This is a genomic window from Pseudoalteromonas sp. S1612, from assembly GCF_005887175.1.
Lineage (GTDB): Bacteria > Pseudomonadota > Gammaproteobacteria > Enterobacterales > Alteromonadaceae > Pseudoalteromonas > Pseudoalteromonas undina.
This window is the reverse complement of sequence record NZ_PNDH01000008.1, coordinates 34,633-59,794: the sequence shown is the minus strand read 5'-3', so window position 1 is coordinate 59,794 and position 25,162 is coordinate 34,633. Positions and strand designations below refer to the sequence as shown.

The 25,162-nt window shown below is 40.4% G+C and carries 26 protein-coding genes; 8 read left to right on the top strand and 18 right to left on the bottom strand.

Going from position 1 to position 25,162, the window contains the following annotated elements:
* Positions 1-11: 11 nt before the first annotated feature.
* Positions 12-1,964 (top strand): phytase, encoded by a 1,953-nt coding sequence (locus tag CWB78_RS03030; RefSeq protein ID WP_138594143.1) that lies wholly within the window; start codon positions 12-14, stop codon positions 1,962-1,964.
* A gap of 135 nt (positions 1,965-2,099) precedes the next feature.
* Entirely contained in the window at positions 2,100-2,777 is a 678-nt protein-coding gene (locus CWB78_RS03025) for a hypothetical protein (protein ID WP_055011764.1), read from the top strand.
* Positions 2,778-2,780: 3 nt separating this feature from the next.
* Here the strand turns inward: CWB78_RS03025 and pdxR are convergent, their stop codons facing one another.
* Complete coding sequence (gene pdxR, locus CWB78_RS03020) at positions 2,781-4,244, bottom strand: MocR-like pyridoxine biosynthesis transcription factor PdxR (RefSeq protein ID WP_138594141.1); 1,464 nt, start codon at positions 4,242-4,244, stop codon at positions 2,781-2,783.
* A 106-nt stretch (positions 4,245-4,350) separates the two neighbouring features.
* Between pdxR and CWB78_RS03015 the strand changes: the two genes are divergently transcribed.
* A complete protein-coding gene (locus tag CWB78_RS03015) occupies positions 4,351-4,926 on the top strand; it encodes a GNAT family N-acetyltransferase (protein WP_055011639.1) in 576 nt (191 codons plus the stop codon).
* On the top strand, positions 4,926-5,513 hold the full coding sequence (locus CWB78_RS03010) for an FMN-binding negative transcriptional regulator (protein ID WP_055011638.1): 588 nt from the start codon (positions 4,926-4,928) through the stop codon (positions 5,511-5,513). Before CWB78_RS03015 ends, CWB78_RS03010 begins: the two co-directional genes overlap by 1 nt.
* 79 nt (positions 5,514-5,592) lie before the next feature.
* On the opposite strand, the gene cyoE is transcribed toward CWB78_RS03010, so the two are convergent.
* The 17 genes from cyoE to CWB78_RS02925 all read right to left on the bottom strand — a co-directional run bounded on the left by cyoE (position 5,593) and on the right by CWB78_RS02925 (position 21,354).
* Positions 5,593-6,477: a heme o synthase gene (gene cyoE / locus CWB78_RS03005; protein ID WP_138594139.1), complete on the bottom strand. Its 885-nt coding sequence runs from the start codon at positions 6,475-6,477 to the stop codon at positions 5,593-5,595.
* A 9-nt stretch (positions 6,478-6,486) separates the two neighbouring features.
* The gene (cyoD, locus tag CWB78_RS03000) at positions 6,487-6,843 is read right to left on the bottom strand and encodes a cytochrome o ubiquinol oxidase subunit IV (RefSeq protein ID WP_008111918.1); all 357 of its coding nucleotides are present in this window, start codon (positions 6,841-6,843) and stop codon (positions 6,487-6,489) included.
* Complete coding sequence (cyoC, locus tag CWB78_RS02995) at positions 6,843-7,475, bottom strand: cytochrome o ubiquinol oxidase subunit III (protein WP_008111916.1); 633 nt, start codon at positions 7,473-7,475, stop codon at positions 6,843-6,845. Before cyoC ends, cyoD begins: the two co-directional genes overlap by 1 nt.
* Positions 7,472-9,460 carry a cytochrome o ubiquinol oxidase subunit I gene (cyoB, locus tag CWB78_RS02990; RefSeq protein ID WP_055011637.1) on the bottom strand — a complete coding sequence of 663 codons (1,989 nt, stop codon included), beginning with the start codon at positions 9,458-9,460 and terminating at the stop codon, positions 7,472-7,474. The genes cyoC and cyoB overlap by 4 nt, the downstream gene beginning before the upstream one ends.
* Positions 9,461-9,462: 2 nt before the next feature.
* Positions 9,463-10,416 carry a ubiquinol oxidase subunit II gene (gene cyoA, locus CWB78_RS02985; protein ID WP_008111912.1) on the bottom strand — a complete coding sequence of 318 codons (954 nt, stop codon included), beginning with the start codon at positions 10,414-10,416 and terminating at the stop codon, positions 9,463-9,465.
* Between the two features lie 329 nt (positions 10,417-10,745).
* Positions 10,746-11,174, bottom strand: a complete 429-nt coding sequence (locus tag CWB78_RS02980; protein ID WP_010391099.1) for a hypothetical protein — start codon at positions 11,172-11,174, stop codon at positions 10,746-10,748.
* A 326-nt stretch (positions 11,175-11,500) separates the two neighbouring features.
* On the bottom strand, positions 11,501-11,713 hold the full coding sequence (gene nqrM / locus CWB78_RS02975; RefSeq protein ID WP_010391098.1) for a (Na+)-NQR maturation NqrM: 213 nt from the start codon (positions 11,711-11,713) through the stop codon (positions 11,501-11,503).
* 97 nt (positions 11,714-11,810) lie between these two features.
* A complete protein-coding gene (locus CWB78_RS02970; RefSeq protein WP_138594137.1) occupies positions 11,811-12,833 on the bottom strand; it encodes an FAD:protein FMN transferase in 1,023 nt (340 codons plus the stop codon).
* 99 nt (positions 12,834-12,932) lie between these two features.
* A complete protein-coding gene (gene nqrF, locus CWB78_RS02965; protein WP_008111899.1) occupies positions 12,933-14,156 on the bottom strand; it encodes an NADH:ubiquinone reductase (Na(+)-transporting) subunit F in 1,224 nt (407 codons plus the stop codon).
* Between the two features lie 17 nt (positions 14,157-14,173).
* Positions 14,174-14,782, bottom strand: a complete 609-nt coding sequence (gene nqrE, locus CWB78_RS02960; protein ID WP_036979660.1) for an NADH:ubiquinone reductase (Na(+)-transporting) subunit E — start codon at positions 14,780-14,782, stop codon at positions 14,174-14,176.
* 10 nt (positions 14,783-14,792) lie between these two features.
* A complete protein-coding gene (locus tag CWB78_RS02955) occupies positions 14,793-15,425 on the bottom strand; it encodes an NADH:ubiquinone reductase (Na(+)-transporting) subunit D (protein WP_006791491.1) in 633 nt (210 codons plus the stop codon).
* Complete coding sequence (locus tag CWB78_RS02950) at positions 15,425-16,174, bottom strand: Na(+)-translocating NADH-quinone reductase subunit C (RefSeq protein ID WP_008111895.1); 750 nt, start codon at positions 16,172-16,174, stop codon at positions 15,425-15,427. The genes CWB78_RS02955 and CWB78_RS02950 overlap by 1 nt, the downstream gene beginning before the upstream one ends.
* Positions 16,167-17,372 carry an NADH:ubiquinone reductase (Na(+)-transporting) subunit B gene (locus CWB78_RS02945; RefSeq protein WP_008111893.1) on the bottom strand — a complete coding sequence of 402 codons (1,206 nt, stop codon included), beginning with the start codon at positions 17,370-17,372 and terminating at the stop codon, positions 16,167-16,169. The genes CWB78_RS02950 and CWB78_RS02945 overlap by 8 nt, the downstream gene beginning before the upstream one ends.
* Before the next feature lies 1 nt (position 17,373).
* Positions 17,374-18,717, bottom strand: coding sequence for a Na(+)-translocating NADH-quinone reductase subunit A (locus CWB78_RS02940; RefSeq protein WP_138594135.1), 1,344 nt, complete (start codon positions 18,715-18,717; stop codon positions 17,374-17,376).
* Between the two features lie 353 nt (positions 18,718-19,070).
* Entirely contained in the window at positions 19,071-20,264 is a 1,194-nt protein-coding gene (gene fabV, locus CWB78_RS02935; RefSeq protein ID WP_010391087.1) for an enoyl-ACP reductase FabV, read from the bottom strand.
* A 109-nt stretch (positions 20,265-20,373) separates the two neighbouring features.
* The gene (locus CWB78_RS02930; protein ID WP_010391086.1) at positions 20,374-20,685 is read right to left on the bottom strand and encodes a BolA family protein; all 312 of its coding nucleotides are present in this window, start codon (positions 20,683-20,685) and stop codon (positions 20,374-20,376) included.
* Positions 20,686-20,754: 69 nt separating this feature from the next.
* Positions 20,755-21,354: an alpha-ketoglutarate-dependent dioxygenase AlkB family protein gene (locus tag CWB78_RS02925; RefSeq protein WP_138594134.1), complete on the bottom strand. Its 600-nt coding sequence runs from the start codon at positions 21,352-21,354 to the stop codon at positions 20,755-20,757.
* 43 nt (positions 21,355-21,397) lie between these two features.
* Between CWB78_RS02925 and CWB78_RS02920 the strand changes: the two genes are divergently transcribed.
* Genes CWB78_RS02920 through CWB78_RS02905 form a run of 4 tightly spaced genes read left to right on the top strand, consistent with a single transcriptional unit; the run spans position 21,398 to position 25,158 of the window.
* The gene (locus tag CWB78_RS02920) at positions 21,398-22,546 is read left to right on the top strand and encodes a methyltransferase (protein ID WP_055011632.1); all 1,149 of its coding nucleotides are present in this window, start codon (positions 21,398-21,400) and stop codon (positions 22,544-22,546) included.
* Positions 22,547-23,107 (top strand): YajG family lipoprotein, encoded by a 561-nt coding sequence (locus CWB78_RS02915; protein ID WP_008111881.1) that lies wholly within the window; start codon positions 22,547-22,549, stop codon positions 23,105-23,107.
* Positions 23,108-23,109: 2 nt separating this feature from the next.
* A complete protein-coding gene (locus CWB78_RS02910; protein ID WP_008111880.1) occupies positions 23,110-23,730 on the top strand; it encodes a peptidylprolyl isomerase in 621 nt (206 codons plus the stop codon).
* A gap of 51 nt (positions 23,731-23,781) precedes the next feature.
* Positions 23,782-25,158 (top strand): AmpG family muropeptide MFS transporter, encoded by a 1,377-nt coding sequence (locus CWB78_RS02905; RefSeq protein WP_054202024.1) that lies wholly within the window; start codon positions 23,782-23,784, stop codon positions 25,156-25,158.
* The last annotated feature ends 4 nt before the right edge of the window (positions 25,159-25,162 follow it).

The window sequence follows — 25,162 nt, the reverse complement described above, 5'->3', positions numbered from 1 at the left end:
AGGATAAAATAATGAACTTTAAACTAAATACAATTTCAGGGGTACTATCAAGTGCTGTGCTTTTAACTGCGCTTGGCGGTTGTACAAGTAATGACGATACCCAAAACACGACTGAAATAGCAAAGCTGGCTGTTGAGGCTAAGTTATTTGGCCCACAACAAAACATGCAAGGCTCACAAGCAGCTGCACTTGGTAATAATCAATGGCTAATGGCGAGCGAAAGCCAGGGCTTATTACTTACCGATAACGAGAAAAGCCGAGTGCTGTTAGCCGGTAACTTTGAGTCAATTTCACTAAAACAATTATCAGCGCAGCAATTTATATTAGCCAGTCTTGATAAGAGCCAAGACAACGTAGCCATTTTTAAGCTGATAAAGAATGGCCAAACTTGGCAGCTAAATGAACTCACTCGTATTAGTCCGCCTCAAGCCCAGCCAGATGCTGTGTGTTTATTTAAAAACACCAATACCGAGACTGTATCAGCGTTTGTGCCGGATGTTCGCGGCTTGATCAGCGAAACGGTTATATATGATTTAGCAACTAACCAAGCTAAAAATATCGCAGTACGTGAATTTCCTGCGGTCACTGAGGCTTCAGGTTGTGCAGTAAATGACGACACAAAAACCCTGTATGTGGGTGAGGCAGAGCTCGGAGTGTGGGCCATTAATGCTGATGCAGAATCAGATGCCAATAAGCAACCTGTGGCTTTAGTACAGCCATACGGCGAATTAAAAACTGAAATCGGAGCTTTATCAGTATCACAAGACGGTACTTTATGGCTCAGCGCCACTGACGATAGTATGGTTTATGCTTACCAAGCTCAAACAGACACGCTTAGCCAATGGTCACTGTCAGGTGAGCACACTATTGAGTCTGTTGCAGCAAGCTTTATTAATGACAATCAAGCGCAGCTAGTTTTGATTGATGATGAAACCGGCGCTTACATTCAAGCAAACGTTAACTACGCAGCGCAAACTTCTGTCTCAAATAGCAAAGTTGCTATGACTCACCTTCATGCCAGCGCACAAACCACACCGGTTGCAGCGTTTGGTGATGCAGCAGATGACCCAGCAATTTGGATAAATGAGCAAGACGCTAAAAACAGCTTAATTTTAGGCACAGATAAACGCCGCGGCTTGATGGTTTATGACCTTGCTGGCAACAAAGTACAGTCGCTCAATATAGGGCGTTTAAATAATGTTGATGTGCGTCAACATCAAGGTATAAACAACGAAACCCATACGTGGATCACTGCCAGCAACCGTACGCTTAACAGTATTAGCGTATTTACTGTTGATGGAGAAAGCAAAGTAAACCATGTAACAGAAATAGCCACTAACCTACCTGAGATTTACGGTATGTGTATGTATTCGTCTGATTCTGGCCATTACGTGTTTGTTAATGATAAATCAGGTTTATTCCAGCAATATAAACTCACTGGTGAGCAATATAACCTAAGCGGTGAACTGGTTAGAGAGTTTACCCTACCAAGCCAACCTGAAGGCTGTAGTGCTGATGATAAACTAGGCCAATTATTTGCAGGTGAAGAAGATGCAGGTATTTGGTATATCGGCGCAGAGCCTACCGCTGGTAACAAAGCAGTAAAGCTACAAAGTGTTAATGAACAACTGGTGGCAGATGTAGAAGGTATGGAAATTTATCATGCTAATGATGGGCGCTATTTAGTGGTATCAAGCCAAGGCGATAATAGCTATGTGCTTTACAATATATCAGATGATACACAGCCGAGTTTAAGCTTTGCTGGTAAGTTTAATGTGATTGCTAACCTAGATAAAGGCATAGATGGCGTAGGTGAAACTGACGGTTTAACCGTTACAGCAAAAGCTTTACCAGGTTATCCTGAAGGCATGCTTATAGTACAAGACGGTTATAATCGTATGCCACTGCAACCGCAAAACTTTAAAGTTATTGACTGGCGAGAAGTGAAAAAAGCAATTAAATAATAGCTAACTCTAAATATACTGATACACACTAAAACTTTAGTGTGTATCACGTTTAAGCCTTACTAAAATTTAACTAAAGATAATTTTTTATAAATGTATACTACACTTTATATCTATAAATTAATTGAGGTTATTATGCGGCTACCCTACTTCGTATCTTTATTTATCAGCATTGTATTTTGTACCAGCTCGCTTGCTAATGCCGAAGAGCCACCAGAACTTCCGCCATTAAACCCCAAATATGAAGCAGAGCATGCCATGGTATTGGTTAATAAAGGCTCAAGTGTATACGCCATTAACATTCCAAGCTTTGAGCTTCCCTTTGATATGCATGTTATGTACAAGGTAGATGTATCTGATATTCCATTTTTAGATTTAGTACGTGATGCTGAGTTAGTTACAGTAAAATCAAAGCCGTTTAATATTCAACGCTTAATGCGAGGCGAAGAAGTCGCGATTACCGCAGATGTGTATCTTGGAGATTATAGACAAGGAGGTAGCTTAGTTTACAGCGATAAATTAATAGAGCTTAGCGAGCAGTTATTTACTCGTGAGCTAACTGATTTAAGCCCAGCCTCAAAATGGCAACAGTACGACATGGTTACGCTAAAAAATAACGAGCGTATTTACATTCACCAAATAACTCAACCACCAAGCTATCATCATATTATGTTTGTTGATTTAAGTGGTGCCTGTTTACAAAAGTTTCGCACCTCAACTGAAGTGCCCTCTGCTGGTGAGCTCAATTATAAATTTATAAATTGTGGCACATTGAAACCGATGTTTTATGATGCTGAAAGCTTAAGCAAATAAGCTTTATTTGAAAACGTGTTCAGCAATCAATTCAAGTCCAGCTTGCATCGCCAAAGTTGATTGCCCAGCAAATCCTAAACGTACATAACTGTGTTGCTTAGGTATTAAGCTGCGTTCTGAGTCTTTAAAGTAAAATTCAGGCTCAACCTGTACATACACGCCTTTACTTTGCAGTACTTGCTTTAATTGGTCCACCGGTTTATTTAAATTAACCCACATCGCCATGCCACCGTCGGGTTTTATATATTCAATTGGATAGCCTGATAATTGCAGCTGCGTTAGATAATCACCCATCGCTTCATAGCGCTGCTTATAGAGCTTTGTCATACGCTTTAAATGGCGTTCAAAACCACCTTCTTTCATCCAGTGTGCGACAGCTAATTGCATAATCACATCATTTTTATGGTTCATTAGCTGCTTCCATGCGGTTAATTGTGCGATTACCCCAGGCGCTGCACAGATATAGCCAATCCTTGCTGCTGAAAACATAATTTTTGAAAACGTTGATAGATATATCACAATGCCTGCGGGGTCATCGGCAGCCATGGGTTGCAAAGGCTGGCAACGGTAGTGAAATTCATGGTCGTAGTCATCTTCAATAATCATCACATTATGGGCATAACACAGCTGATAAATTTGTAAGCGCCGGGTGGGTGATAAGGTCACAGTCGTTGGGTATTGATGCAGTGGCGTTAAATACAGAAGTTTAATGGGATAGCGTTCGAGCTGAGTTTTAAAATCATCAACACACAACCCTTCATCATCTTGTTTTATATCTATAAGCTGCGCGCCACATGCTGCAAATGCTTTACGAGCAGGCGGGTAACCTAAGGTTTCGGTTGCAACATAATCGCCTTTATTAATAAAGGCTTTTGATACTAAAAAAAGCGCTTCTTGAGAGCCATTACACATAAGAATATCGGCTGTTTTTAGGTTTCGTGCTTTGTGTAAATAATGACTAATTTGCGATTTTAAATTAGGCTCCCCAGCCACATTACCATAGTGAAATTGGCTGGTATCTAAATGATTAAACACATGACTTACAGAGCGTTTAAATTCTTTATAGGGAAAGCGTGTTAAATCGGGTAAGCCTCCAGCAAAGTTATAAGCATAGTTATTTAAGTCCATTGTAGGTTCTGACACCGTAAGCGTGGTAGCAAATCGATACGGCTTAGGATCCAATGCTTGAGACTGAACTGTGTTTATACTGTTTTGAATAGGCAATGTATTGGTAACGCTGTAGCCTGATCGTTCATAGGATTCCAACCATCCTTCTGCGACAAGAAGTTGTAGGGCATTCATTATTGTATGACGGTTTAATCCGTATGCTTGTGCCATATCGCGTGCAGAGCAGAGTTTGCTGCCAGCGAGAATGTCCCCTTTTATAATCGACTCCCTAAGTGCATCTGCTATTTGCAGGTATTTAGCTTTACTCTGGCTAGTGAGCTTTATATTAAGTGGCTGCATAAACACCTTCCAAACTGGTATAGGTAAAAATTAAATTTTGGTTGTTTTTAATAAACCAATAAAGCGTACATTTGTTATGAATAAATAGCAAAATATGGGGCTTATAATGTTCACAACGCAAATTCATCAAACCAACAAGGTTGCCTTAGAGCCACTTAAACTCAAACATCTCGAGGGTCTATATCAAGCAGGTAAACACCCACAAGTTTGGCAGTGGGTATTAAGTAATTACACACAAACCCAAGTTAAGTTGGAGCAATGGTTTACACATAGCGCGCAGTTTAATCAAAACGAGCAAGTGGTTTTTGCCATTATTGATAAACATTCACAGCAAGTTGTTGGCACAACCCGTTTATTTAGGTTAGACAGTAACAACTTAAGCGCTGAAATTGGCCATACTTTTATTAGCTTCACTGCACAGCGAACATACGTAAATACGCATGCAAAATATTTACTTCTGAGATATGCATTTAATCAACTTAATTTAGTACGGATTAGCTTTAATACCCATGAGCACAATCAACAATCACGCAATGCAATTGCCCGTTTAGGCGCTAAGTTTGAAGGAATCGCCCAAAAAGACCGACGCCTAGAAGATGGTTCATATCGCAACACCGCAAAATTCAGCATTATTGACGAACAATGGGCAGCTATAAAGCTACGACTTGAGGAGCAATTATAATGTACCCACCCGAGCACTTTATGCAAAAAAATACCGAGCAATTGCATGCGCTTATTAATAACTTTCCATTAGCAACAATTTTTATGCCCTGCTCAAATAGTCAATTAAATAAAATTTGTCATGTACCTATGTTATTCAACTCTTTAGAAAATATGTTTATTGCACATGTAGCAAAGCATAATCCACTATCAAAGCTTGATAATAAACAGGTGAATTTACTCTTTAATAGTGACAATTGCTATTTATCACCCTCCTATGCGGATAATCAAACATTGCCTAGCTGGCTTTACGCATCGGTGTTAGTGACTGCAAAAGTACATATTATTAAAGATGAGCTAAAAAAAGATCTCGTAATGCGAACCCTTACTAGTCATTTTGAGAAAACATTTGAGCCTGAGTGGAAAATTGATGAAGTGCCTGAGCAGCATCGCAATACAATGTATCAACACCTGAGTTTTATAGAGCTTACGCCAATTCACTGGCAAGGTAACTTCAAACTCAGTCAAAATAAATCAGCCGCTACAAGAAATAAAATAAAACAAAGTCTGGTAGATGCCAATAAGCACTCAATAGCGGCCTTGTTTTAGGAATGAAAAAAGGCTCCTCGCAATGCTCAGAGCCTTTGGTTAACTTTGGGAATTAACTCGGTTCATTGATCAGATAAGATCAGTTTAGCGCCACTAACTGTGGCGCAATTGTTTGATAATCTACCGCCATGGCAATACTCAAAGCGGTAATATTAATAATTGAAAACGCAAACACTTGGCGTGCCCAACGGGTGGTGTCTATGTTGTAGCGATACCCTCTAAGTGCCATGAGTAACCACCAAAAACTGGTGATACAGGCAACGGCCATAAAGGCAGCACCGGTATAACCACTAATTGGCAATAGCATCACCACTAAAGCATATACTGCAATATAAAGCACAATATGGCGCTTAGCTTTATTAACACCTTGCGCCACGGGCAATACTGGAATATTAGCGGCTTGGTAATCCTTAAAGCGAAAAATAGCAATCGCATATGAGTGCGGCATTTGCCACAAACTAAACATCACCAGCAGTATTAATGCGCCTATATCGAACACACCCGTAACGGCGCAATAGCCAACAACAGGTGGAACTGCGCCCGACAGACTACCAATAAAGGTGCCGTAAACAGAGTTGCGTTTCATGTAGAGGCTGTAAACCCCTACATAGATGACATAGCCAAAGGCGGCAAAAAATACCGCCGCTTGAGTGGTAAAGGTGATTAATAAGCCAAAGCCAATTAGCCCTAATAACACGCCATGACTTAAAGCGGCTTTTGCAGACATTTCGCCCGTTACAGTCACACGTGAGCGAGTGCGCGCCATGGCAACATCAATGTCTCTATCAATAACATTGTTTATGGCACATCCCGATGCAACAACAAGCGATAAACCAACCAAGGTAACCAACATTAACCATGGGTCTATATCACCGCGGGCGGCGAGTAAAAAACCACCGGCAACGCTGATCAAATTCCCCATAATAATACCTGGCTTAGTAACAGCTAAATAACGACGAAACATCTGAAACCTCTAATACATCATCATTGCGTTTGATTCATAAATGATCCAAACAGACAGTCCAACCACCATGACGATGATCAACGCGCTAAACAAGAAGGTAAAGGTATTTGCTTTACCTTCATCAGTGGTGAAATTAAGGTGTAAAAAGTATTTTAAATGCACCCAAATTTGCACGATTGCTAAAGTAACGATACTCCAGAGTGTGGTGACCTTTGAAAAGTCGCCCTCCATCACCATCCAAAATGGAATGGCCGTTAAAATCACTGATAAGACAAAGCCAATCAGGTATGTTTTAACACTACCATGTGACTGATCATGATGTTGGCTTTGCATTTGCTCTAAAGCATGTGTTTCGCTATGGCTCATTACATTGCCCCCATTAAATAAACAACGGTAAATACACAAATCCACACAATATCTAAAAAGTGCCAAAATAAGCTTAAGCAACTTAAGCGCGTGACGGTTTGTTTACCTAAACCGCGCTTGATAACTTCTATCATCATTATGCTCATCCAGATAAGGCCTGCAGTTACATGTAAACCATGCAAGCCCACTAATGAGAAAAACGATGTTAAAAAAGCACTTTGCTGTGGGCCATTGCCATGAACAATTAAATGATGAAACTCATAAATTTCCATACCAATAAACACCGCGCCTAAACAAAAAGTGACCGCGAGCCAACCAAGCGTCAGCGCCTTTTTTTGCCCTTGAGCGGCAATCATGGCAAAACCAAAAGTAATACTACTTATAAGTAGCGCCGCAGTTTCTACGGCAACAAAATCAAGCTCAAAAATATCTTTGCCCGATACACCACCTGCGGTGTTCATATAAAGCACTGCGTAGGTTGCAAAAAATGAGGCAAATAAAAGGCAATCGGTCATTAAATAAAGCCAAAAACCAAAGATTGTATCGCCAGAGGTATCGTGATGTTCATGCGTATGACTTACGCTATGAGGCTCTAAATTTACATGGCCTTGAGTTGCAGATAACGTACTCATGCGCTTACCTCCTTCGTGTTACTGGCAATATGCGCGCCTTCAATTTGTAATATTTCATCGTTTTGCACGTAGTAATCTACATCACTGGTGTAAGCACGGTTAATAAACAGCGCAATCGCGCCAATAAAACCAAGCCCTGCTAGCCACCAAATATGCCAGATCATGGCAAAACAAAACGCCGTTAAACTCGCAGCAATAAGCACACCCGATGCGGTATTTTTTGGCATATGAATTGGGCTATAGCTAGATTTACCTTGATAAGCTAGGCCTTTTTCTTTCATATCAGTCCATGTATCAATATCATCAACATGCGGGATTTCAGCAAAGTTATAGTATTGCGGTGGTGATGACGTTGACCATTCAAGCGTATGGCCGTTCCAAGGATCGCCAGTGGTATCATCAAGCGCTTCGCGGTTTTTAAAGCTCACATATAGCTGAATAATTTGGCAAATAATACCGAACATAATAATCACGGCCCCCACTGCAGCAATATAAAGCCAGATATTCCAATCAGGATTATTAGAGTGGTTTAAGCGACGCGTCATGCCCAAAAAGCCGAGTACGTACAATGGCATAAAGGCTACGAAAAAACCGATTAACCAACACCAAAATGACGCTTTACCCCAACGCTCATCAAGCTTAAAGCCCATTGCTTTTGGAAACCAAAAAACAAAGCCGGCTAAGTAGCCAAATACTGCGCCACCAATGATGGTGTTATGGAAATGAGCGATTAAGAATAAGCTGTTATGCAATACATAATCGGCACCAGGGATTGCCAGTAATACCCCCGTCATACCACCAATACTGAAGGTAACCATAAAACCAAGCGTCCAAAGTACCGGTACAGTAATGCGCAAACGGCCACGGTAAATAGTAAACAACCAACTAAATAACTTAACCCCAGTAGGCACAGCTATGACCATGGTCATCACCCCAAAGAAGGCATTTACATTGGCGCTTGAGCCCATAGTAAAGAAGTGGTGTAACCATACAATAAAGCCAAGAATAGAAATGGCACCGCTGGCATATACCATCGATTTATAACCAAATAAACGTTTACCAGTGAAGGTCGACACTATTTCAGAAAAAATACCAAAAGCTGGTAATACTAAAATGTATACCTCTGGGTGACCCCATGCCCAAAACAGGTTGATATACATCATGGCGTTACCGCCGGCTTCATTAGTGAAGAAGTGGAAATCTAAATAACGGTCTAGCGTTAGCATGGCCAGCACTGCGGTTAAAATTGGAAATGATGCCGCAATTAAGATATTTGCCCAGGTACATGCCCATGTGAAAATTGGCATTTTCATCAGTGTCATACCAGGGGCACGCATTTTAAATACTGTCACTAGGAAGTTAACAGCGGTTAATAGCGTACCGAGCCCCGATATTTGCAAGGCCCAAATATAATAATCGACCCCCACCCCAGGGCTAAAGGTCAACTCCGACAACGGTGGGTAAGCAACCCAGCCTGTTTTAGCAAATTCACCAAATATCAGCGATAGATTTATTAAAATGGCGCCACTAGCAGTAAACCAAAAACTTAAATTATTTAAAAATGGAAAAGCCACATCGCGAGCACCAATTTGCAGTGGTACAACAATATTCATTAAACCAATCATAAATGGCATCGCCATAAAGATGATCATAATAACGCCATGGGCGGTGAATATTTGGTCGTAATGTTCTGGTGGCAGATAACCTGGCGCGCCACTGGTAGCAAGCGCTAACTGCGCACGCATCATAATGGCATCAGAAAAACCACGAAACAGCATGATTAGCGCTAATAAAATGTACATAACGCCTAAGCGTTTATGATCAACCGAGGTGATCCAGTCGCGCCAAAGCACACCCCATTTTTTATATTTTGTTATTAGCCCAGCTATAATAAGCCCGACTATAGCAATCACCGCCATGGTAACCATGATAATAGGTTCATGAAACGGAATTGCATCTATAGATAATTTACCTAAAAACGACATGATTATTCCTCGCCCTGGCTGTGTGATGATGGCATTGTATGGTTACCCATTGCCTGATGCTCATTACTCATCTGCTGATGTTTACCCATCGAGTGGTGTTTTTTGTTCATATCGCCATGCGCCTGCATGTATTTCATCACTATGGTATGAAATAAACCTTCATCAACCTTGCCATAATAAGCGACGGGATTGTTTTCACTCGCTTTGGCAAGCTCAACATAATTGGCATGAGTAAGGCTATTAGCGTTGGTTTTAACCTGTTCAACCCACTGGTTAAAGTCAGCTTTTGTTGGTGTTGCGATGGCATTAAATTTCATACCAGTAAAACCCGCACCACTGTAATTAGCCGAAAAGCCTTTAAACGTGCCTGGCTCATTAGCGATTAAATGCAGCTTAGTTTCCATGCCCGCCATTGAGTAAATTTGACTACCTAACTGGGGAATGAAAAACGAGTTCATGGTACTTTCTGACGTGATTTTGTATTCAACCGGAACATTAGCAGGAAATACCAATTCGTTTACCGTAGCAATACCTTGTTCAGGGTAAATAAATAACCACTTCCAATTAAGTGACACCACTTCAACAGTTAAGTGTTCACCTTTACCCTCTATCGGTTTATAAGGGTCAAGCTCTTGAGTTGACTGCCAGGTGATCACACCTAAAATAACAACAATAACAATAGGAACCGCCCATACAACAGCCTCAATCTTATTAGAGTGAGCCCATTTTGGTGCGTAAATTTCATGGTTTTGTGTGTCTCTGTATTTCCAAGCAAAATATAAAGTCATCACAATAACGGGGATCACAACTAACAACATAAGCACAGTGGCGATGATGATCAGATTTTTCTCATCAATACCTATCTGCCCTTTTGGGTCGAGTACCCCGCCATTACAGCCTGATAAAATCAGCGCCATACTAGCTAAAGCAATATTAAAAAGGTTACGAATTAACAAGGGACTATCCTAAAACCTAAAGAGTTTTTATTAGCTGCCAAAAATATTTAGCAACGATATTTGATAAAAACCCAAGTTAATTAAGATTGAATTACAAATAATGCAGAGCGAATGCAAGCATGAAGTATTGACTACTGGCTTAATAAAAAACACCTAGCAGAACCAACCCAGCTTTTTTAAACACATTAATATAACGCAATAAAAATTAACTTGGGTGAGGTGTGGTTGGCTGAGAGTGTGTAAAAACACTAAGCTACAATGAAAGTAATCGTTATTTACAGCAAGAATAAATAATTAGATACCACAGGTGTAACCTATACCCATAAAAATTAATGGGTAAACAGACAACCTGTAAAGCTAGGTGGAGCACGACAACCATGTGCAGCTTGCACGGGTTGCTGAACTTTAGCCTCGCTAAAAGCAAAGGCTGCTTTACGGAGGATTATTCCAGCACGACGCGCTGGAAACATGTGGAACAATAGCCAACAAAGGCCAATAAGTAACTGACACGATAAGATAGGATGAGCTAAGAATTCGGCAATAGTCAGTAATAATGGCTCTATAAAAAAGCCATCACTGATCAATGCTTCAAGCCTAAAGGCATCCTCGATAGCGCCACTAAGCAACATAACGGCATTAAAAACTAATAATGTTACAGCCACACTCACGCCTCTTTTCGCTTTATTAAAGCGCTCATGCAACACTGACTTACCTAAGGTAAGCAAAGCGCTGGTATGAAACAAAGAAAATGAGTTCAAAAACATTAACCTATTAAAATGACTAATAACAAAATTAGGTATACACCGTGGCAACAAAAACAAGTTGCAGCCGTAAAGCCTTATACAGTGACATGAAATACAGTCTCAACGCATTAGCACTATTTTGCTAAGCTAGATTTGATCCGCATCAATAGAACTTTCAAAACTTACTGAAAGTTCGGGCATGAGTATAACAAAGAGAGTTTTCTGTTCAAGATAAAAACACGATTATTTTATCAGCTGGTGATTTATTTATGGCGATATAAATAAAAAACCTCCCGTAGTGAGCTACGAGAGGTTTTTTGTTTAAACAGAAATAAATCTATTTAAAGAATTTGGTTTTCTTTCCATACTTGCTCTTTGGCTAGACGCTTTTTGCGTTTATCGCATGGATCATCGCAATCACATGCTTTATCAATACCTACAGAGCCTAAGCCTCCGCAGCTACTCGCCATCGATTTTCTTTGAACTATCATGCCTATCGCCATCGCAGCGACAATTAAAATAAGTAAGCCAAAGGTTAGAAAAAAAAGTGACATTGCTTAGCCCCTATTGTTCAGCAATAAAATGAGCTCAAATAGCGTATTTGAGCTCCGTATATTATATACCCTCATGCTAAGGATATAAACCTAAAGACTATAAATAAGGCTTAAACGCAGGACTTGAATAAGTGACTAAACCATCAGGCGATTTAGCAATTAAATACACTGGTAAATCATGCTGCTGCGCATAACGTTGTGCTTTTTCCATTCCCATAACCGTTAAAGCAGTCGCTAAACCGTCGGCCGTCATAGCGCTAGGGTGTAAAACTGTAACAGAAACTAAGTCATGCTTAATTGGCATCCCTGTCATAGGATCAATAAGGTGAGTATAGGTTTCGCCATCCATTGTATAAAAGATTCGATAATCACCTGAGGTGGCAATACCGTTATTGCCTGGTGCAAGTACACGGTGTACTTTTCGCTCACCTGGGTTTGCATCAGGTTGTTCAATTGCTATTCGCCATGCTTGATTGTCTGGTTTTGTACCAGCAATACGTAACTCCCCGCCAATCTCAACCATGTAATCTGTAATGCCTTTGCTTTGTAATAGCTCAGCCACTTTATCAATACCATATCCTTTTGCTGTAGCTGAAAACGACAACTCTAAATCAGCCATCGTTTTTGCTAAGCCTTGCTCGTTAAGGACCAGCTTATCTATACCAATGTTATTGATCATATTTGCCAGAGCTTCATTCGTTGGGCGCTTTGTTGGTTTTTTATCTGGGCCAAACCCCCATAAATCTATCAACGGCCCCATAGTCACATCTAGGGTCTTAGTTGAATTACCTATACGCATAGATTCACTAATAACTGCCCTGAAGTCATCACTGATTGGCATTACTTCGTTGGCATCTAAACGGTTAAAGGTGTTTATTTCTGACTCTTCGATATAGGTCGACATAGACTGGTTGATATCAACTAAAACCGCATCGATTTCTGCTTGTACTGCTTGAGGGTCAACTTGCTCAGCGTAAAACTTAATATGGTAAGTTGTACCCATCGTTTTACCTTCTAAGTAGGTTTCCTCTGGGACTGATTTTCCACATCCAGATAATAGTAAAGTCAGCGTGATTATAAATAAGGCGATTGTGCCCTGGGGAGTATTTACTTTGTTCATAACAACCCTACTTAATAGGTTAAAAATTAATATAAAAAAACCTCGTCACATAAAATGCGACGAGGCTGGTATTTTAACTAAATTTAATCAGTTTGGGTATTAGCCACCGAAATCATCTAGTAAGATGTTTTCTTCTTCAACACCTAAGTCTTTAAGCATAGTGATAACAGCCGCATTCATCATTGGAGGACCACACATGTAGAACTCACAATCTTCAGGCGCTTCGTGATCTTTAAGATAGTTCTCAAATAACACGTTATGGATAAAGCCTGTGTAGCCTTCCCAGTTATCTTCTGGTTGCGGATCTGAAAGCGCTGTGTGCCAAACGAAGTTTTCGTTTTGCTCAGCTAGGCCGTCAAAATCTTCAACATAGAACATTTCACGTTTAGAACGCGCACCATACCAGAAACTAATTTTACGTTTAGAGTTTAAACGCTTAAGTTGGTCAAAGATATGTGAACGCATTGGTGCCATACCTGCACCACCACCTACGAATACCATTTCAGCGTCTGTGTCTTTAGCGAAGAACTCACCAAATGGACCAGAAATAGTTACTTTATCGCCTTCTTTAAGTGACCAAATGTACGAAGACATTTTACCACATGGTAGGCTTAGGTTTCTTGGCGGCGGCGTAGCGATACGCACGTTAAGCATGATGATGCCTTCTTCTTCTGGATAGTTAGCCATTGAGTAAGCACGAATTGTTTCTTCGTCTACTTTTGACTCCAGATCGAAGAAACCAAAATGGTTCCAATCGCCACGATACTCTTCAGGAATATCGAAATCTGCATATTTAACATGGTGAGCTGGCGCTTCGATCTGGATGTAACCACCCGCACGGAACGGCACTGACTCGCCATCAGGAATTTGTAGCTTAAGTTCTTTAATGAACGTCGCTTTGTTATCGTTAGAGATAACTTCACAATCCCATTTTTTAACACCGAAAATTGACTCTTCAAGTTCAATTTCCATGTCGTTTTTAACATTAACCTGACACGCTAGGCGACAACCTTCACGTGCTTCACCTTTAGAGATGTGGTCAAGTTCAGTTGGCAGAATATCACCGCCGCCTTCTTTAATGTGTACGCGACACTGGCCACAAGAGCCACCGCCACCACATGCAGAAGATACGAAAATACCTGACTCAGATAGTGCACCTAATAGCTTACTACCTGCTGATGTTTTAATGGCTTTGTCTGCATCGCCATTAATGCCGATGATGATATCACCGCTTGCAACTAGCTTAGATTTAGCACCAATGATGATTAAAACTAGTATTACAACGATAGCGATAAAAACACCAACGCCTAAGAAAATATCCATGATTGACCTCGCTATTATTACAGTGAAATACCAGAGAATGACATAAAGCCAAGACCCATCAAGCCAACAGTGATGAAGGTAATACCTAAACCACGTAAACCATCTGGTACGTCTGAATACTTCATTTTCTCACGGATACCTGCAAGTAATGTAATTGCAAGCGCCCAACCCACACCAGCGCCAATACCATAAACAACAGACTCGCCGAAATTATAGTTACGCTCTACCATGAAAGATACCGCACCAAAAATTGCACAGTTAACTGTGATTAGTGGTAGGAAAATACCTAATGCGTTGTAAAGCGGTGGGAAGAACTTATCTAATGCCATTTCAAGAATTTGCACTAGTGCTGCAATAACACCAATGAAAGTTAAGAAACGTAAAAAGCTAAGATCTGCTTCTGGGTAACCAAGCCACTCTAATGCACCTGGTGCTAATACCGCATGGTAAACCAAGTTGTTAACCGGTACTGAAATACCTAATACAACAATAACCGCTACACCTAGGCCAATTGATGTAGTTACTTTTTTAGACACGGCTAAGAAAGTACACATACCTAGGAAGAATGCTAACGCTAAGTTTTCAATAAAAACGGCTTTTACAAATAAACTAATATAATGTTCCACTTATCGCCCCTTACGCTTTAGCTTCTACTTGGTCTTTCTTATAAGTACGAAGTACCCAAATGAATAAACCAATGATGAAGAATGCACTCGGTGGTAAGATCAATAGACCCATAGGTTGGTACCAACCACCATTTTGTACTAATGGAATAATATCAACACCGAATAGTGAACCTTTACCGAATAACTCACGAATAAAGCCAACAGTAAGTAACACTACAGAGTAACCTAAGCCATTACCAATACCATCAAGGAAAGACATTAATGGCGGTGACTTCATTGCATAAGCTTCAGCACGACCCATTACGATACAGTTAGTAATGATTAGACCAACGAATACTGATAACTCTTTTGCCGTAGCGTAAGAGAAAGCTTGTAGTACTTGGTCAACCACGATTACTAATGATGCAATAATCGTCATCTGTACGATGATACGTACTGATGAAGGGATATGGTTACGAATAGTCGAGATAAAAAGGCTAGAGAATGCAGTTACCAAGGTCAATGCAATTGACATGATTAATGCATTTTTTAAGCTAGACGTTACCGCTAGCGCAGAACAAATACCAAGTACTTGTAATGCGATTGGGTTGTTAGCGAAAACTGGACCAAATAGGACCGCCTTCATTTCTTTAGTATCAGCCATTAGTTCAATGCTCCTTTACGTACTTTCGCAAGGAAAGGGCCAAAGCCATTTTCGCCAGTCCAAAAATCAACTGCATGGTCAACACCATTAGACGTTAATGTAGCACCTGAAAGACCATCGATCTTATGCTCATCACCGGCTGCAGTCCCTTTAACGATTTGGATTGGTAACTCTTTACCTTCCCACGTTGCAGTCCACTGTGGGTTTTGAATTTCACCACCTAGACCAGGTGTTTCGTTATGTTTGTAGAAAATGATGTCTTTAATAGTTTCGCCATCGCTTTCAAGCGAGATAAAACCGTACATTAAACCCCATAAACCATAACCCTGAATAGGAAGGATGATTGCATCAGTAGAGCCATCGTCTTTTTTAGAGATATAAACAGGCGCACGCTTGGTAATACGTTGAATACCTGCGATGTCCTTAATACCATTCTCTTTTAAAGATTTACTTAAATCAGCATCGTATTTGCTTTTTTCAAAGTCAAAATCTTCTACCGGCTCAGCAAACTCACCACTTTGCATATCAACAAAGCGAGTTTCGATTTTAGCATCAAACGTTTCGGCAACGTTATCAACTTTGCCAATACCAGCAGCAGCTAAGATATTGCTTTGAATATCTTTTGCTTTATTTGCTTTTTGCAGAGGGCGTAGTTGTACAGATGTTAGCGATACAATAACTGCACACACTAAACATAATGAGACAACAACAGCTAGCGTTTTGCCAATTGATTCGTTATTACTAGACATTACGTGCCAACCTCCGCTTGATATTAGCTTGCACTACAAAGTGATCGAATAAAGGTGCAAACAAGTTAGCAAATAAGATTGCTAGCATGATGCCCTCTGGGTATGCAGGGTTAACAACACGGATCATGATAACCATAAAGCCAATAAGCGCACCGTATGCTAATTTACCTTTATCAGTAAATGCAGCAGATACAGGGTCAGTTGCCATAAAGAACATACCGAATGCAAAACCACCCAATACCATGTGCCAGTACCAAGGCATAGCAAACATCGCATTGGTTTCAGAACCAATGGTGTTCAGTATTGATGAGGTTACTACCATACCTAGGAATACACCTAGCACGATACGCCAAGACGCTATGCGCACGTAAATTAGGAATAAACCACCAATAAGTACAGCTAGTGTAGACGTTTCGCCCATAGAACCTTGAATGAATCCGTAAAACGCATTCCACCAAAGCTCAATATCAGTCGCGTAATTTAACGTACCAGCAAACGCTTGACCAAGCATCGTCGCGCCAGAGAATGAATCTACGGCAGTCCATACTGTGTCACCTGAAATTTGTGCAGGGTATGCGAAGAATAAAAACGCACGACCAGCAAGCGCAGGGTTTAAGAAGTTACGGCCTGTACCACCAAATATTTCTTTTGCGATAACTACACCAAAAGTAATACCTAGCGCAACTTGCCATAAAGGAATCGTTGCAGGCAGAATTAATGCGAACAATACAGAAGTTACGAAGAAACCTTCATTAACTTCATGCTTACGCACAGAAGCAAATAACACTTCCCAGAAACCACCAACAATAAAGGTAGTTGCATAAATAGGTAGGAAGAAACAGGCTCCGTAGAACATTTTCGCCCCCCAGCCTGCATCAACGGTTAATTCACCGCCAAGTAACTGGAATAAACCTACTTGCCAAATATTCGCTAGCTCAAAGCCATTACCAAGTGCAATTGCAGCTTGATGGCCAATATTGAACATACCAAAGAACATGGCAGGGAACGTCGCCATCCACACTAAAATCATCATGCGTTTTAGGTCGATGTTATCACGAACGTGAGTTGAACCTTTATTTACATAACCTGGCGTGTAAAAAATAGTCGCAGCAGCTTCATACAGCGCGTACCATTTCTCATGCTTACCACCTGGTTCAAAATGTGGTTCGATATCTTCTAAGAAAGTTTTTAAGCCCATTTTAGCCTTCCTTCTCGATCGTAGTTAAGCAATCGCGTAGGGCTGCGCCGTACTCGTATTTGCCAGGACAAACGAAGGTGCATAACGCTAAATCTTCTTCATCTAATTCAAGCGCACCTAATGAAATTGCACTGTCTAAATCACGAGACAATAAGTCACGTAATAAAAGCGTTGGCAAAATATCAAGTGGCATAACACGCTCATAGCTTCCAAGTGGAACCATGGCACGTTTTGAACCGCCTGTAGACGTTGTCATTTTAAATAAACGACTCGGTGTAAGGTGAGACAAGAATGTACGCGTTACAGAGAATTTATCACTACCTGGTGCAATCCAGCCAAATAATTCTTTTTCGCGACCTTCAAGTAATACAGATACTTGAACGTGGTAACGACCTAAGAATGCATGAACACCAGACGACGTAGCACCTGCAAGTACAGAACCAGAAATAACACGGTTATCACCGTCTTCTAATTCACCTGCTACTAAGTCATCTAATGAAGCACCTAATTGTGTTTTCACTAAACGAGGATTCTTAACACGCGGACCTGCAAGCGAAATCACACGGTCTATGTAAATTTCACCAGTAAGGAAAAGGTGACCATACGCAATAACGTCTTGGTAACCGATGTGCCAAACTTGCTTACTAGCAGATACTGGGTCAAGGTGATGGATATGAGTGCCAACAAGGCCAGCTGGGTGCACGCCACCAAACTCATGTACTTCTACTTGAGCAATAGGTGAACTAGGAACTTGACTGCCTGCTTGCTTACAAACAAATACTTTGCCATCGGTTAAACGTGACACAACAGCCAAACCGGCTTCAAACGCTTTCGCATTTTCAGCAATAACTACTGCAGGATCTGCAGCAAGTGGGTTGGTATCGATAGCTGTCACAAAAATAGAGCTAGGATTTGCATCCAACGCCGCTATTTTACTAAATGGGCGAGCACGAAGTGCTGTCCATTGACCCGATTGAACTAGTACTTCTTTAGCTTTTTCACGGTCTAAGCTGTTAAGCTCAGTTTCCGAGAAAGAACCAAAGGTGATTTGCTCACTGCCGTTTACTTCAATAACAACAGATTGCAGAACACGTTTAGCACCGCGATTAATTTCTTTTACTGTACCAGAAGCTGGTGCAGTAAATAATACGCCTGGGTTCTTTTTATCTTCAAAAAGTACCTGGCCTTTTTTGACTTGGTCATCCACACGAACATGCATGGTTGGACGCATACCGATAAACTCTTCACCTAGCACAGCTACACGTTTGACGGCAGAACCATCATGAATAACTTGCTGAGGTGCGCCCTCTAAGGGTAAATCCAGACCTTTTTTTATATTGATCATACGCACTTGCACTACATTAACGGAAAGAAACTGAAAAATCGTACCAACCACGCCGCTATTTGTATTATTGCAAGCTATAAAATGACTCGCTATAGATACCAAACAAGCAGCGCAGTAAAACTCCTCACATATTGCTTTGATTTTAACATTATTGTGACTGACTATGCGAGTGTATTTATGAAAATTATACGAGAGAAACGTTTATTTAGTTTTGTAATTCATAATTAATAAAATACAAGCTAGACCAAAGTGGTAAATAAACCAACAAATAGCAAAATTTTTTTCAAATCAAGGCTAAAAAACAAAAAAGTCGCACTAGGCGACTTTTTCAAAATTGCATTACTAGCGACAGATTAATCAATCATATTTGCAATTGGCGCAACAGGATTAACATCTTGCTCGTAATCAACCGTATCAATGCCAAAACCAAATAGGCGTAAAAACTCATTATGGTAGCCCACGTAATCCGTTAACTCATCAATTGAACTTGTGTCTACACTATCCCAAATAGTTTGAACACGTGCTTGAACGTCATCTTCCAGCTCTTTGTAGTTTTGGAATAAATGTCCGCCCTCATCAAAACGTGGTGAATCACCGTATAGGTTTTCATTAAATAACGCATGAATTTGCTCAATTGTGCCCTCGTAAGTGCCATCAGCCTTCATCACTTTAAATAGTGCCGAAATGTAAAGCGGCATTATTGGGATTGCCGAGCTTGCTTGGGTAACAACCGCATTAAGTGAAGAAACGTAAGCTTCGCCATTTAAATCTTGGGTAGCGGCTTTAATAGCTGCAGTGGCACGGTCTAGATCTTCTTTTGCCTTACCTATGGTTGCATGCCCATATATTGGCCAAGTTAGTTCTTTACCAATGTATGTGTAAGCCGTTGTTTTAAAGTTATCTGCTAGTACATCAGCGTCTTTAAGGGCGTCAATCCACATTTCCCAGTCTTCGCCACCCATTACTTTAATGGTGTTGTCGATATCGTCTTGGTTTGCTGCTTCAACAGTTACTTCATCAATTTCACGCTTTGACGTATTTAAGTTTTTAGTCGTTACCGCATTACCAATTGGCTTAAGTGTTGAAGAAAACACTTCCCCTGTATTTGGATCAGTACGACGAGGTGATGCTAAGCTGTAAATAATACAGTCAACTTTACCTAATTCAGCTTTAATGGTGTCGATTGTTTTTTGTTTGATTTCGTTAGAAAACGCATCACCATTAATATTTTTAGACCATAAGCCTTCAGCTTCAGCGGCTGCTTGAAATGCCGCCGTGTTATACCACCCCGCAGAGCCTGTTTTACGTTCAGTGCCTTCTTTTTCAAAGAACACACCTAATGTTTTAGCGCCACCACCAAATGCAGCGGTAATACGAGATGCAAGGCCATAACCTGTAGACGCACCAATAACTAATACATTTTTAGGCGCATTTTTTAATGCCCCTTGTTGCTTTACGTAATTAATTTGTTCTTGAACATGCTCTGCACAGCCAACTGGGTGTGCATTGGTGCAGATAAATCCGCGAATTTTAGGCTTAATGACCATTGATCATCCTATATCTTTTACAATAAAAATTAGCGCTAGTTTAAAGGCTAAAACAAAAAAAACTGATCTGATCAGTTACGCACTGCTCAAACCACCTTCTAGCTACCTGTTATCCAACTTTTGAGCCGCCCATGCAATTAGGTGACTGCGGGGCTTCGCCGTCGTGCTCTGTAAATTCCTCAGGAGTATAAGTGTGCATAGCAAGCGCATGAATATGATTTGCCAGCTCATCTTTTAAAATTTCATTAATTTCACGATGACGCTGCAATAATCGCTTACCAGCGAATTCTTCACTGACTACAATCACTTTAAAGTGAGATTCAGTCCCCGCACTGTGCATATGGCTTTCGTTAATAACATTTAAATGCTTACACGCAATAGCATTTGCTAGCTTGTCACGTATTTGTTGTTGCATTGACATAAAAACCATCCTCAAAATTCAGTTATATGGTTACTATAACAACTGCGGCTACACCATGGCTAATGCTATTTAACTGAAACCATTATTAATATAGCGAAACGTTAAACTGATCCGCGGGTGTTTAAGTGTTGTTTGTTTAGGCAACGCATGTTGATAATTTTGTTGACTCTGCCCGCTCATTATTAAACAACTACCACTTTGTAATTTGATGTTAGTAATGCTGTTGCTTACTTTGTGTTTAAGTTTAAATAACCGTTCTGCGCCAAGGGATACACAGGCTATGGTAGGCTCAGACCCTAGCTCAGCCTCGTCATCACTATGCCAACCCATACAATCGTGGCCATCCCGATAATAATTAACCAAAATTGAGTTAAATGGTTGTTTTAGGTGATTTTCTAAACGTGTTCGCATAGCAAGTAATACGTCTGGCCAAGGCTCTAAGTCGAGTTTATGCCCAGAATAACCGTACTCAAGATTTTCTTCGCTGATAAAACATTGTAGCCTAGGTATTGGCCCCGTTTTACCAAACACTGTAATGTTTGGCTGTTGCCAATTTAGATTTTGCTGCAAATAATAAAATAAATCGAGGCTTTTTTGTGCGCTAAGTACCTTACTTTGATAAGAAAAGCCATTTGGTAACAGTTGGGGGTTGGCGTTTGGCGGTTGCATGTTAGAATTTACCTATCATTTGATTACCGATCATTAAACTATTATGACTACGCAAGCTACGCTCGGCGATAACACTTTTACTCTTGAACGCTTTCCTTTGGATCAAAAAAACCGCAGCTTACAAGCGTGGGATTCAGCAGACGAATACCTCATTGACTATGTTAATGAACACTATCCTGATTGTCGCTCGTTACTGATCTTAAACGACAGCTTTGGTGCACTTAGCTGTTACTTTAGCAAGCAACAATTAACAGTTTGTTCAGTAAACGACTCATATATTAGCCATCAGGCGGCTGCTTATAACTTAGCGGAAAACAAAATCGCGACGACTGCGTTTAGCCAGCTTGATAGTTTGTCGGCTCTACCTGAGCAAGTAGACCTTGTGTTGGTAAAAGTACCACGCACGTTGGCTTTTTTACAATATCAGTTATCTGAACTAAGCGAAGTGCTCGCACCAAATACGCCAGTTATTGGTGCTGCAAAAACTAAAGACGTACATAACTCTACTATTAAAGCATTTGAAAACTTTATTGGTGAGACGAAAACAAGTCTTGCAGTAAAAAAATCACGTTTAATTATTAGCCAAGCAGCTGGCGGTTATAAAGGCGCAGATTTCCCAGTCAGCTGGCCACTTGAAGGCACTGATTTTACAATAAGTAATCATGCCAATGTGTTTTCACGTGATTCACTTGATATTGGCGCACGTTTCTTTTTCAATTACTTGCCGCAAACAAATAAAGCAAAAAATATTATTGATTTAGGCTGTGGTAATGGCGTGGTTGGTTTAATGACATTAGCGCGCTGTCCTAATGCGCATATTAGCTTTGTTGATGAGTCGTATATGGCGGTTGAATCAGCTCGACTCAACATTGAATTAAACATGGAAGACAAGTTTGAACAATGTACTTTTATAGAGAATGATTGTTTAACTGACTTTGAACGTGAAAGTGCCGATATTGTATTGTGTAATCCGCCATTTCACCAAGCACAAGCGGTTACCGACCACATCGCGTGGCAAATGTTTAAACAAGCAAAAGACACATTAAAAGAAGGTGGCGAGCTGCGTATTATTGGCAATCGTCATTTAGATTATCATGACAAACTAAACCGTATGTTTGGTAACTGTACTTTATTAGGCTCTAATAAAAAGTTTGTGGTACTCAGCGCAACTAAAAATAGTGGGACGTTATAAATGAAACTCATAAAGATATTATTGAGCTGTTGTACTTTAGTGGTTTTTTCGGGATGTGCCAATCAGCCTAATCAGCTTATTCTCAATCCCGTCTATAAAAGTGGACAAATAAGCTCAATCAATAACAGCTTAAACACCAGCGTGATTGATTTACGTGGTGACAGTGCAACCTTAAAGCTTATTGAATCAAGCAAAACAAAAACCATTGCCAGCACGGGTATTACTGAGTCAGTTAAAAGTGCGCTAGACAGTGCGCTTAGTCGCAATGGCGCTAGCATTTCTAATTTAGCGCAATTGCGCTTTGAGTTAGATATTCACGCACTGCAAGCTGTGGTTACAGAAAAGCTAATGAGCCATACCAGTGATGCCAAGATTGAATTTGAAGTACGAGTGATTCGCCCTACCAGTAATTTCAGTAAGCGTTATAGCGGTAATGCTAATTTATCTGGACCACTTGGTCATGATAGGGCAAAAATTGAAGGTCAGCTCAATAAGTTGACTGAGCAGTTAATTACCCGCATTGTATCTGACCCTGAATTAATTGCATTTTTAGAAGGTTAATAATGAAGCAACTTTTTTTAATCTGCGTAAGCTTATTTTTTAGCGTAAATAGTTTAGCGGCACAAGAAGGCCGCTTTGTGCAAAAAGATAATATTTTCCCTCGAGTAGAAATTGTGACATCGTTGGGCAGTATTGTGGTTGAGCTAGACCGCTCAAGAGCCCCTATTACGGTCAATAACTTTTTGACTTACGTGTCTGATAAAAGCTATCAAGGCAGTGTGTTTCATCGTGTAGAACGCGATGTAGAAAATGATCGTGATTTTGTAATTCAAGGCGGTGGTTATGATAAAGATTACGATGGCCTGCATGAAAACGACCCTATTTTTAATGAAAGCGGTAACGGCTTAACTAACGATATGTATAGCATTGCTATGGCCTATCAAGATCGAGAACCACACTCAGGAACGCGTCAGTTCTTTTTTAACATGGATGACAATGACCATTTAAATCCAGGGCGAGATTGGGGATTTGCCGTGTTTGGCAGTGTTATGGAAGGTTATGAGACGCTCGATAAAATCATGGCTGTAAAAACGGGTTTTAATGACAAAATTGGCTACAACTTTGTCCCTGAAAAACCGGTTGTTATATTAAATATCAAGGTGCTTGAACAAGTTCCTTTATAACTTTTTATCAGAGCAGCTTTGGCTGCTCTTTCTATGAGCCAATGAGCCCCTATGAATAGCACACTTTCTGTTCGCGAATACTTTTCTTATTTTAAAGATAAACGTTTAATTAATGTTTTTATATTTGGAATGAGCAGTGGTTTTCCGTGGGTGTTAATTGGCTCGGTAATGTCGGCTTGGCTTAAAGATGAAGGTTTGAGTCGCAGCATGATAGGCTTATTTGGCATTGTGTTTGGTGCCTATAGTATCAATTTTTTATGGTCGCCTTTAATAGATCGCACTAAACTGCCCTTTTTGTACAACTGGCTTGGTCAGCGTCGTAGTTGGATCCTGTTTTGCCAAAGCTTTATTTTACTTGGCACGTTACTACTTGCAGGGCTTGATCTAAAAGCAAACCTAGCGATTGCCGCCGCACTTTGCTTGCTGATCGCCATAGCCTCTGCAACGCAAGATATTGCTATAGATGCTTTTCGAATAGACACTCTTAGTGAAAATGAATCTCACAAAGCCACCGCAGCCGCCGCAATGGCTACATCAGGTTGGTGGACAGGTTATGCTTTATTAGGGGCTGTGCCCTTTTACATGGCAGATATGCCAAACATAGACTGGCCACAGGTCTATTATTTTTTATCTGCGATTATGCTGTTATTAATTAGCTGTGTGTTTTGGGCTAAAGAGCCGCAATCAAATCGCGAAGCCGTTCATGCCGAGCTAGAACGTGTTTACCTTGAAAAGCTCGCAACAACTAAACAAACTCCACTGACAAAAACGCTCGCATGGTTAGGCGTTACCGTGGTTGACCCATTTAAAACCTTTTTTGCTAAAAATGGGGTTAAAACCGCTTTAGCACTGCTGGCATTTATTTTCTTATTTAAAATTGGTGAAGCATTTTTAGCACGAATGTCGATTGTATTTTATAAGGAAGTGGGCTTTAGTAATACCCAAATAGCAAATTACTCCAAGCTGGGCACGGGTTTAATCACCATTGTATTTGCCTTTTTGGGCAGTATTTTTAACCACAAATATGGCATAGTAAAAGGCTTATTTATTAGTGGCGTAGCCATGGCTGCATCTAACTTAATGTTTTCTTGGATTGCCTTAGCAGGGCCACAAGAACACTTATATGCAATGGCGATTGTTGTTGATGGTTTTACCCAAGCTTGGTCTTTAGTGGCGATGGTTGCTTTTATATCTATGCTGTGTGACAGAGCATTTAGCGCCACCCATTATGCGCTATTAGCATCATTGGGTAATTTAGGACGTACGTTATTATCGAGTTATAGTGGCGTAGTTATCGATGATTGGCTAATGGGGAATTGGTCATTATTTTTTGTTTTAACAGCACTTATGGTTTTACCTTCATTAATATTTTTATATCTAATTAGGCACAAACTATATGCATTAGAGCAAAATTATCATAGTAGGTAACACC

Coding starts and splice junctions, on each gene's coding strand:
- nqrM (WP_010391098.1), bottom strand. CDS start 11,713: ATGTCACTTTTTTTTCTAACCTTTGGCTTACTTATTTTAATTGTCGCT.
- CWB78_RS02970 (WP_138594137.1), bottom strand. CDS start 12,833: ATGAACAAAGTAAATACTCCCCAGGGCACAATCGCCTTATTTATAATC.
- CWB78_RS02930 (WP_010391086.1), bottom strand. CDS start 20,685: ATGTCAATGCAACAACAAATACGTGACAAGCTAGCAAATGCTATTGCG.
- CWB78_RS03010 (WP_055011638.1), top strand. CDS start 4,926: ATGTACCCACCCGAGCACTTTATGCAAAAAAATACCGAGCAATTGCAT.
- cyoE (WP_138594139.1), bottom strand. CDS start 6,477: ATGTTTCGTCGTTATTTAGCTGTTACTAAGCCAGGTATTATTATGGGG.
- CWB78_RS02910 (WP_008111880.1), top strand. CDS start 23,110: ATGAAGCAACTTTTTTTAATCTGCGTAAGCTTATTTTTTAGCGTAAAT.
- CWB78_RS02925 (WP_138594134.1), bottom strand. CDS start 21,354: ATGCAACCGCCAAACGCCAACCCCCAACTGTTACCAAATGGCTTTTCT.
- fabV (WP_010391087.1), bottom strand. CDS start 20,264: ATGGTCATTAAGCCTAAAATTCGCGGATTTATCTGCACCAATGCACAC.
- CWB78_RS02945 (WP_008111893.1), bottom strand. CDS start 17,372: ATGGGCTTAAAAACTTTCTTAGAAGATATCGAACCACATTTTGAACCA.
- CWB78_RS03025 (WP_055011764.1), top strand. CDS start 2,100: ATGCGGCTACCCTACTTCGTATCTTTATTTATCAGCATTGTATTTTGT.
- CWB78_RS03030 (WP_138594143.1), top strand. CDS start 12: ATGAACTTTAAACTAAATACAATTTCAGGGGTACTATCAAGTGCTGTG.
- cyoC (WP_008111916.1), bottom strand. CDS start 7,475: ATGAGTACGTTATCTGCAACTCAAGGCCATGTAAATTTAGAGCCTCAT.
- nqrF (WP_008111899.1), bottom strand. CDS start 14,156: ATGGATATTTTCTTAGGCGTTGGTGTTTTTATCGCTATCGTTGTAATA.
- CWB78_RS02955 (WP_006791491.1), bottom strand. CDS start 15,425: ATGGCTGATACTAAAGAAATGAAGGCGGTCCTATTTGGTCCAGTTTTC.
- CWB78_RS02950 (WP_008111895.1), bottom strand. CDS start 16,174: ATGTCTAGTAATAACGAATCAATTGGCAAAACGCTAGCTGTTGTTGTC.
- CWB78_RS02915 (WP_008111881.1), top strand. CDS start 22,547: ATGAAACTCATAAAGATATTATTGAGCTGTTGTACTTTAGTGGTTTTT.
- cyoB (WP_055011637.1), bottom strand. CDS start 9,460: ATGTCGTTTTTAGGTAAATTATCTATAGATGCAATTCCGTTTCATGAA.
- CWB78_RS02920 (WP_055011632.1), top strand. CDS start 21,398: ATGACTACGCAAGCTACGCTCGGCGATAACACTTTTACTCTTGAACGC.
- CWB78_RS02940 (WP_138594135.1), bottom strand. CDS start 18,717: ATGATCAATATAAAAAAAGGTCTGGATTTACCCTTAGAGGGCGCACCT.
- cyoD (WP_008111918.1), bottom strand. CDS start 6,843: ATGAGCCATAGCGAAACACATGCTTTAGAGCAAATGCAAAGCCAACAT.
- CWB78_RS02905 (WP_054202024.1), top strand. CDS start 23,782: ATGAATAGCACACTTTCTGTTCGCGAATACTTTTCTTATTTTAAAGAT.
- CWB78_RS03015 (WP_055011639.1), top strand. CDS start 4,351: ATGTTCACAACGCAAATTCATCAAACCAACAAGGTTGCCTTAGAGCCA.
- pdxR (WP_138594141.1), bottom strand. CDS start 4,244: ATGCAGCCACTTAATATAAAGCTCACTAGCCAGAGTAAAGCTAAATAC.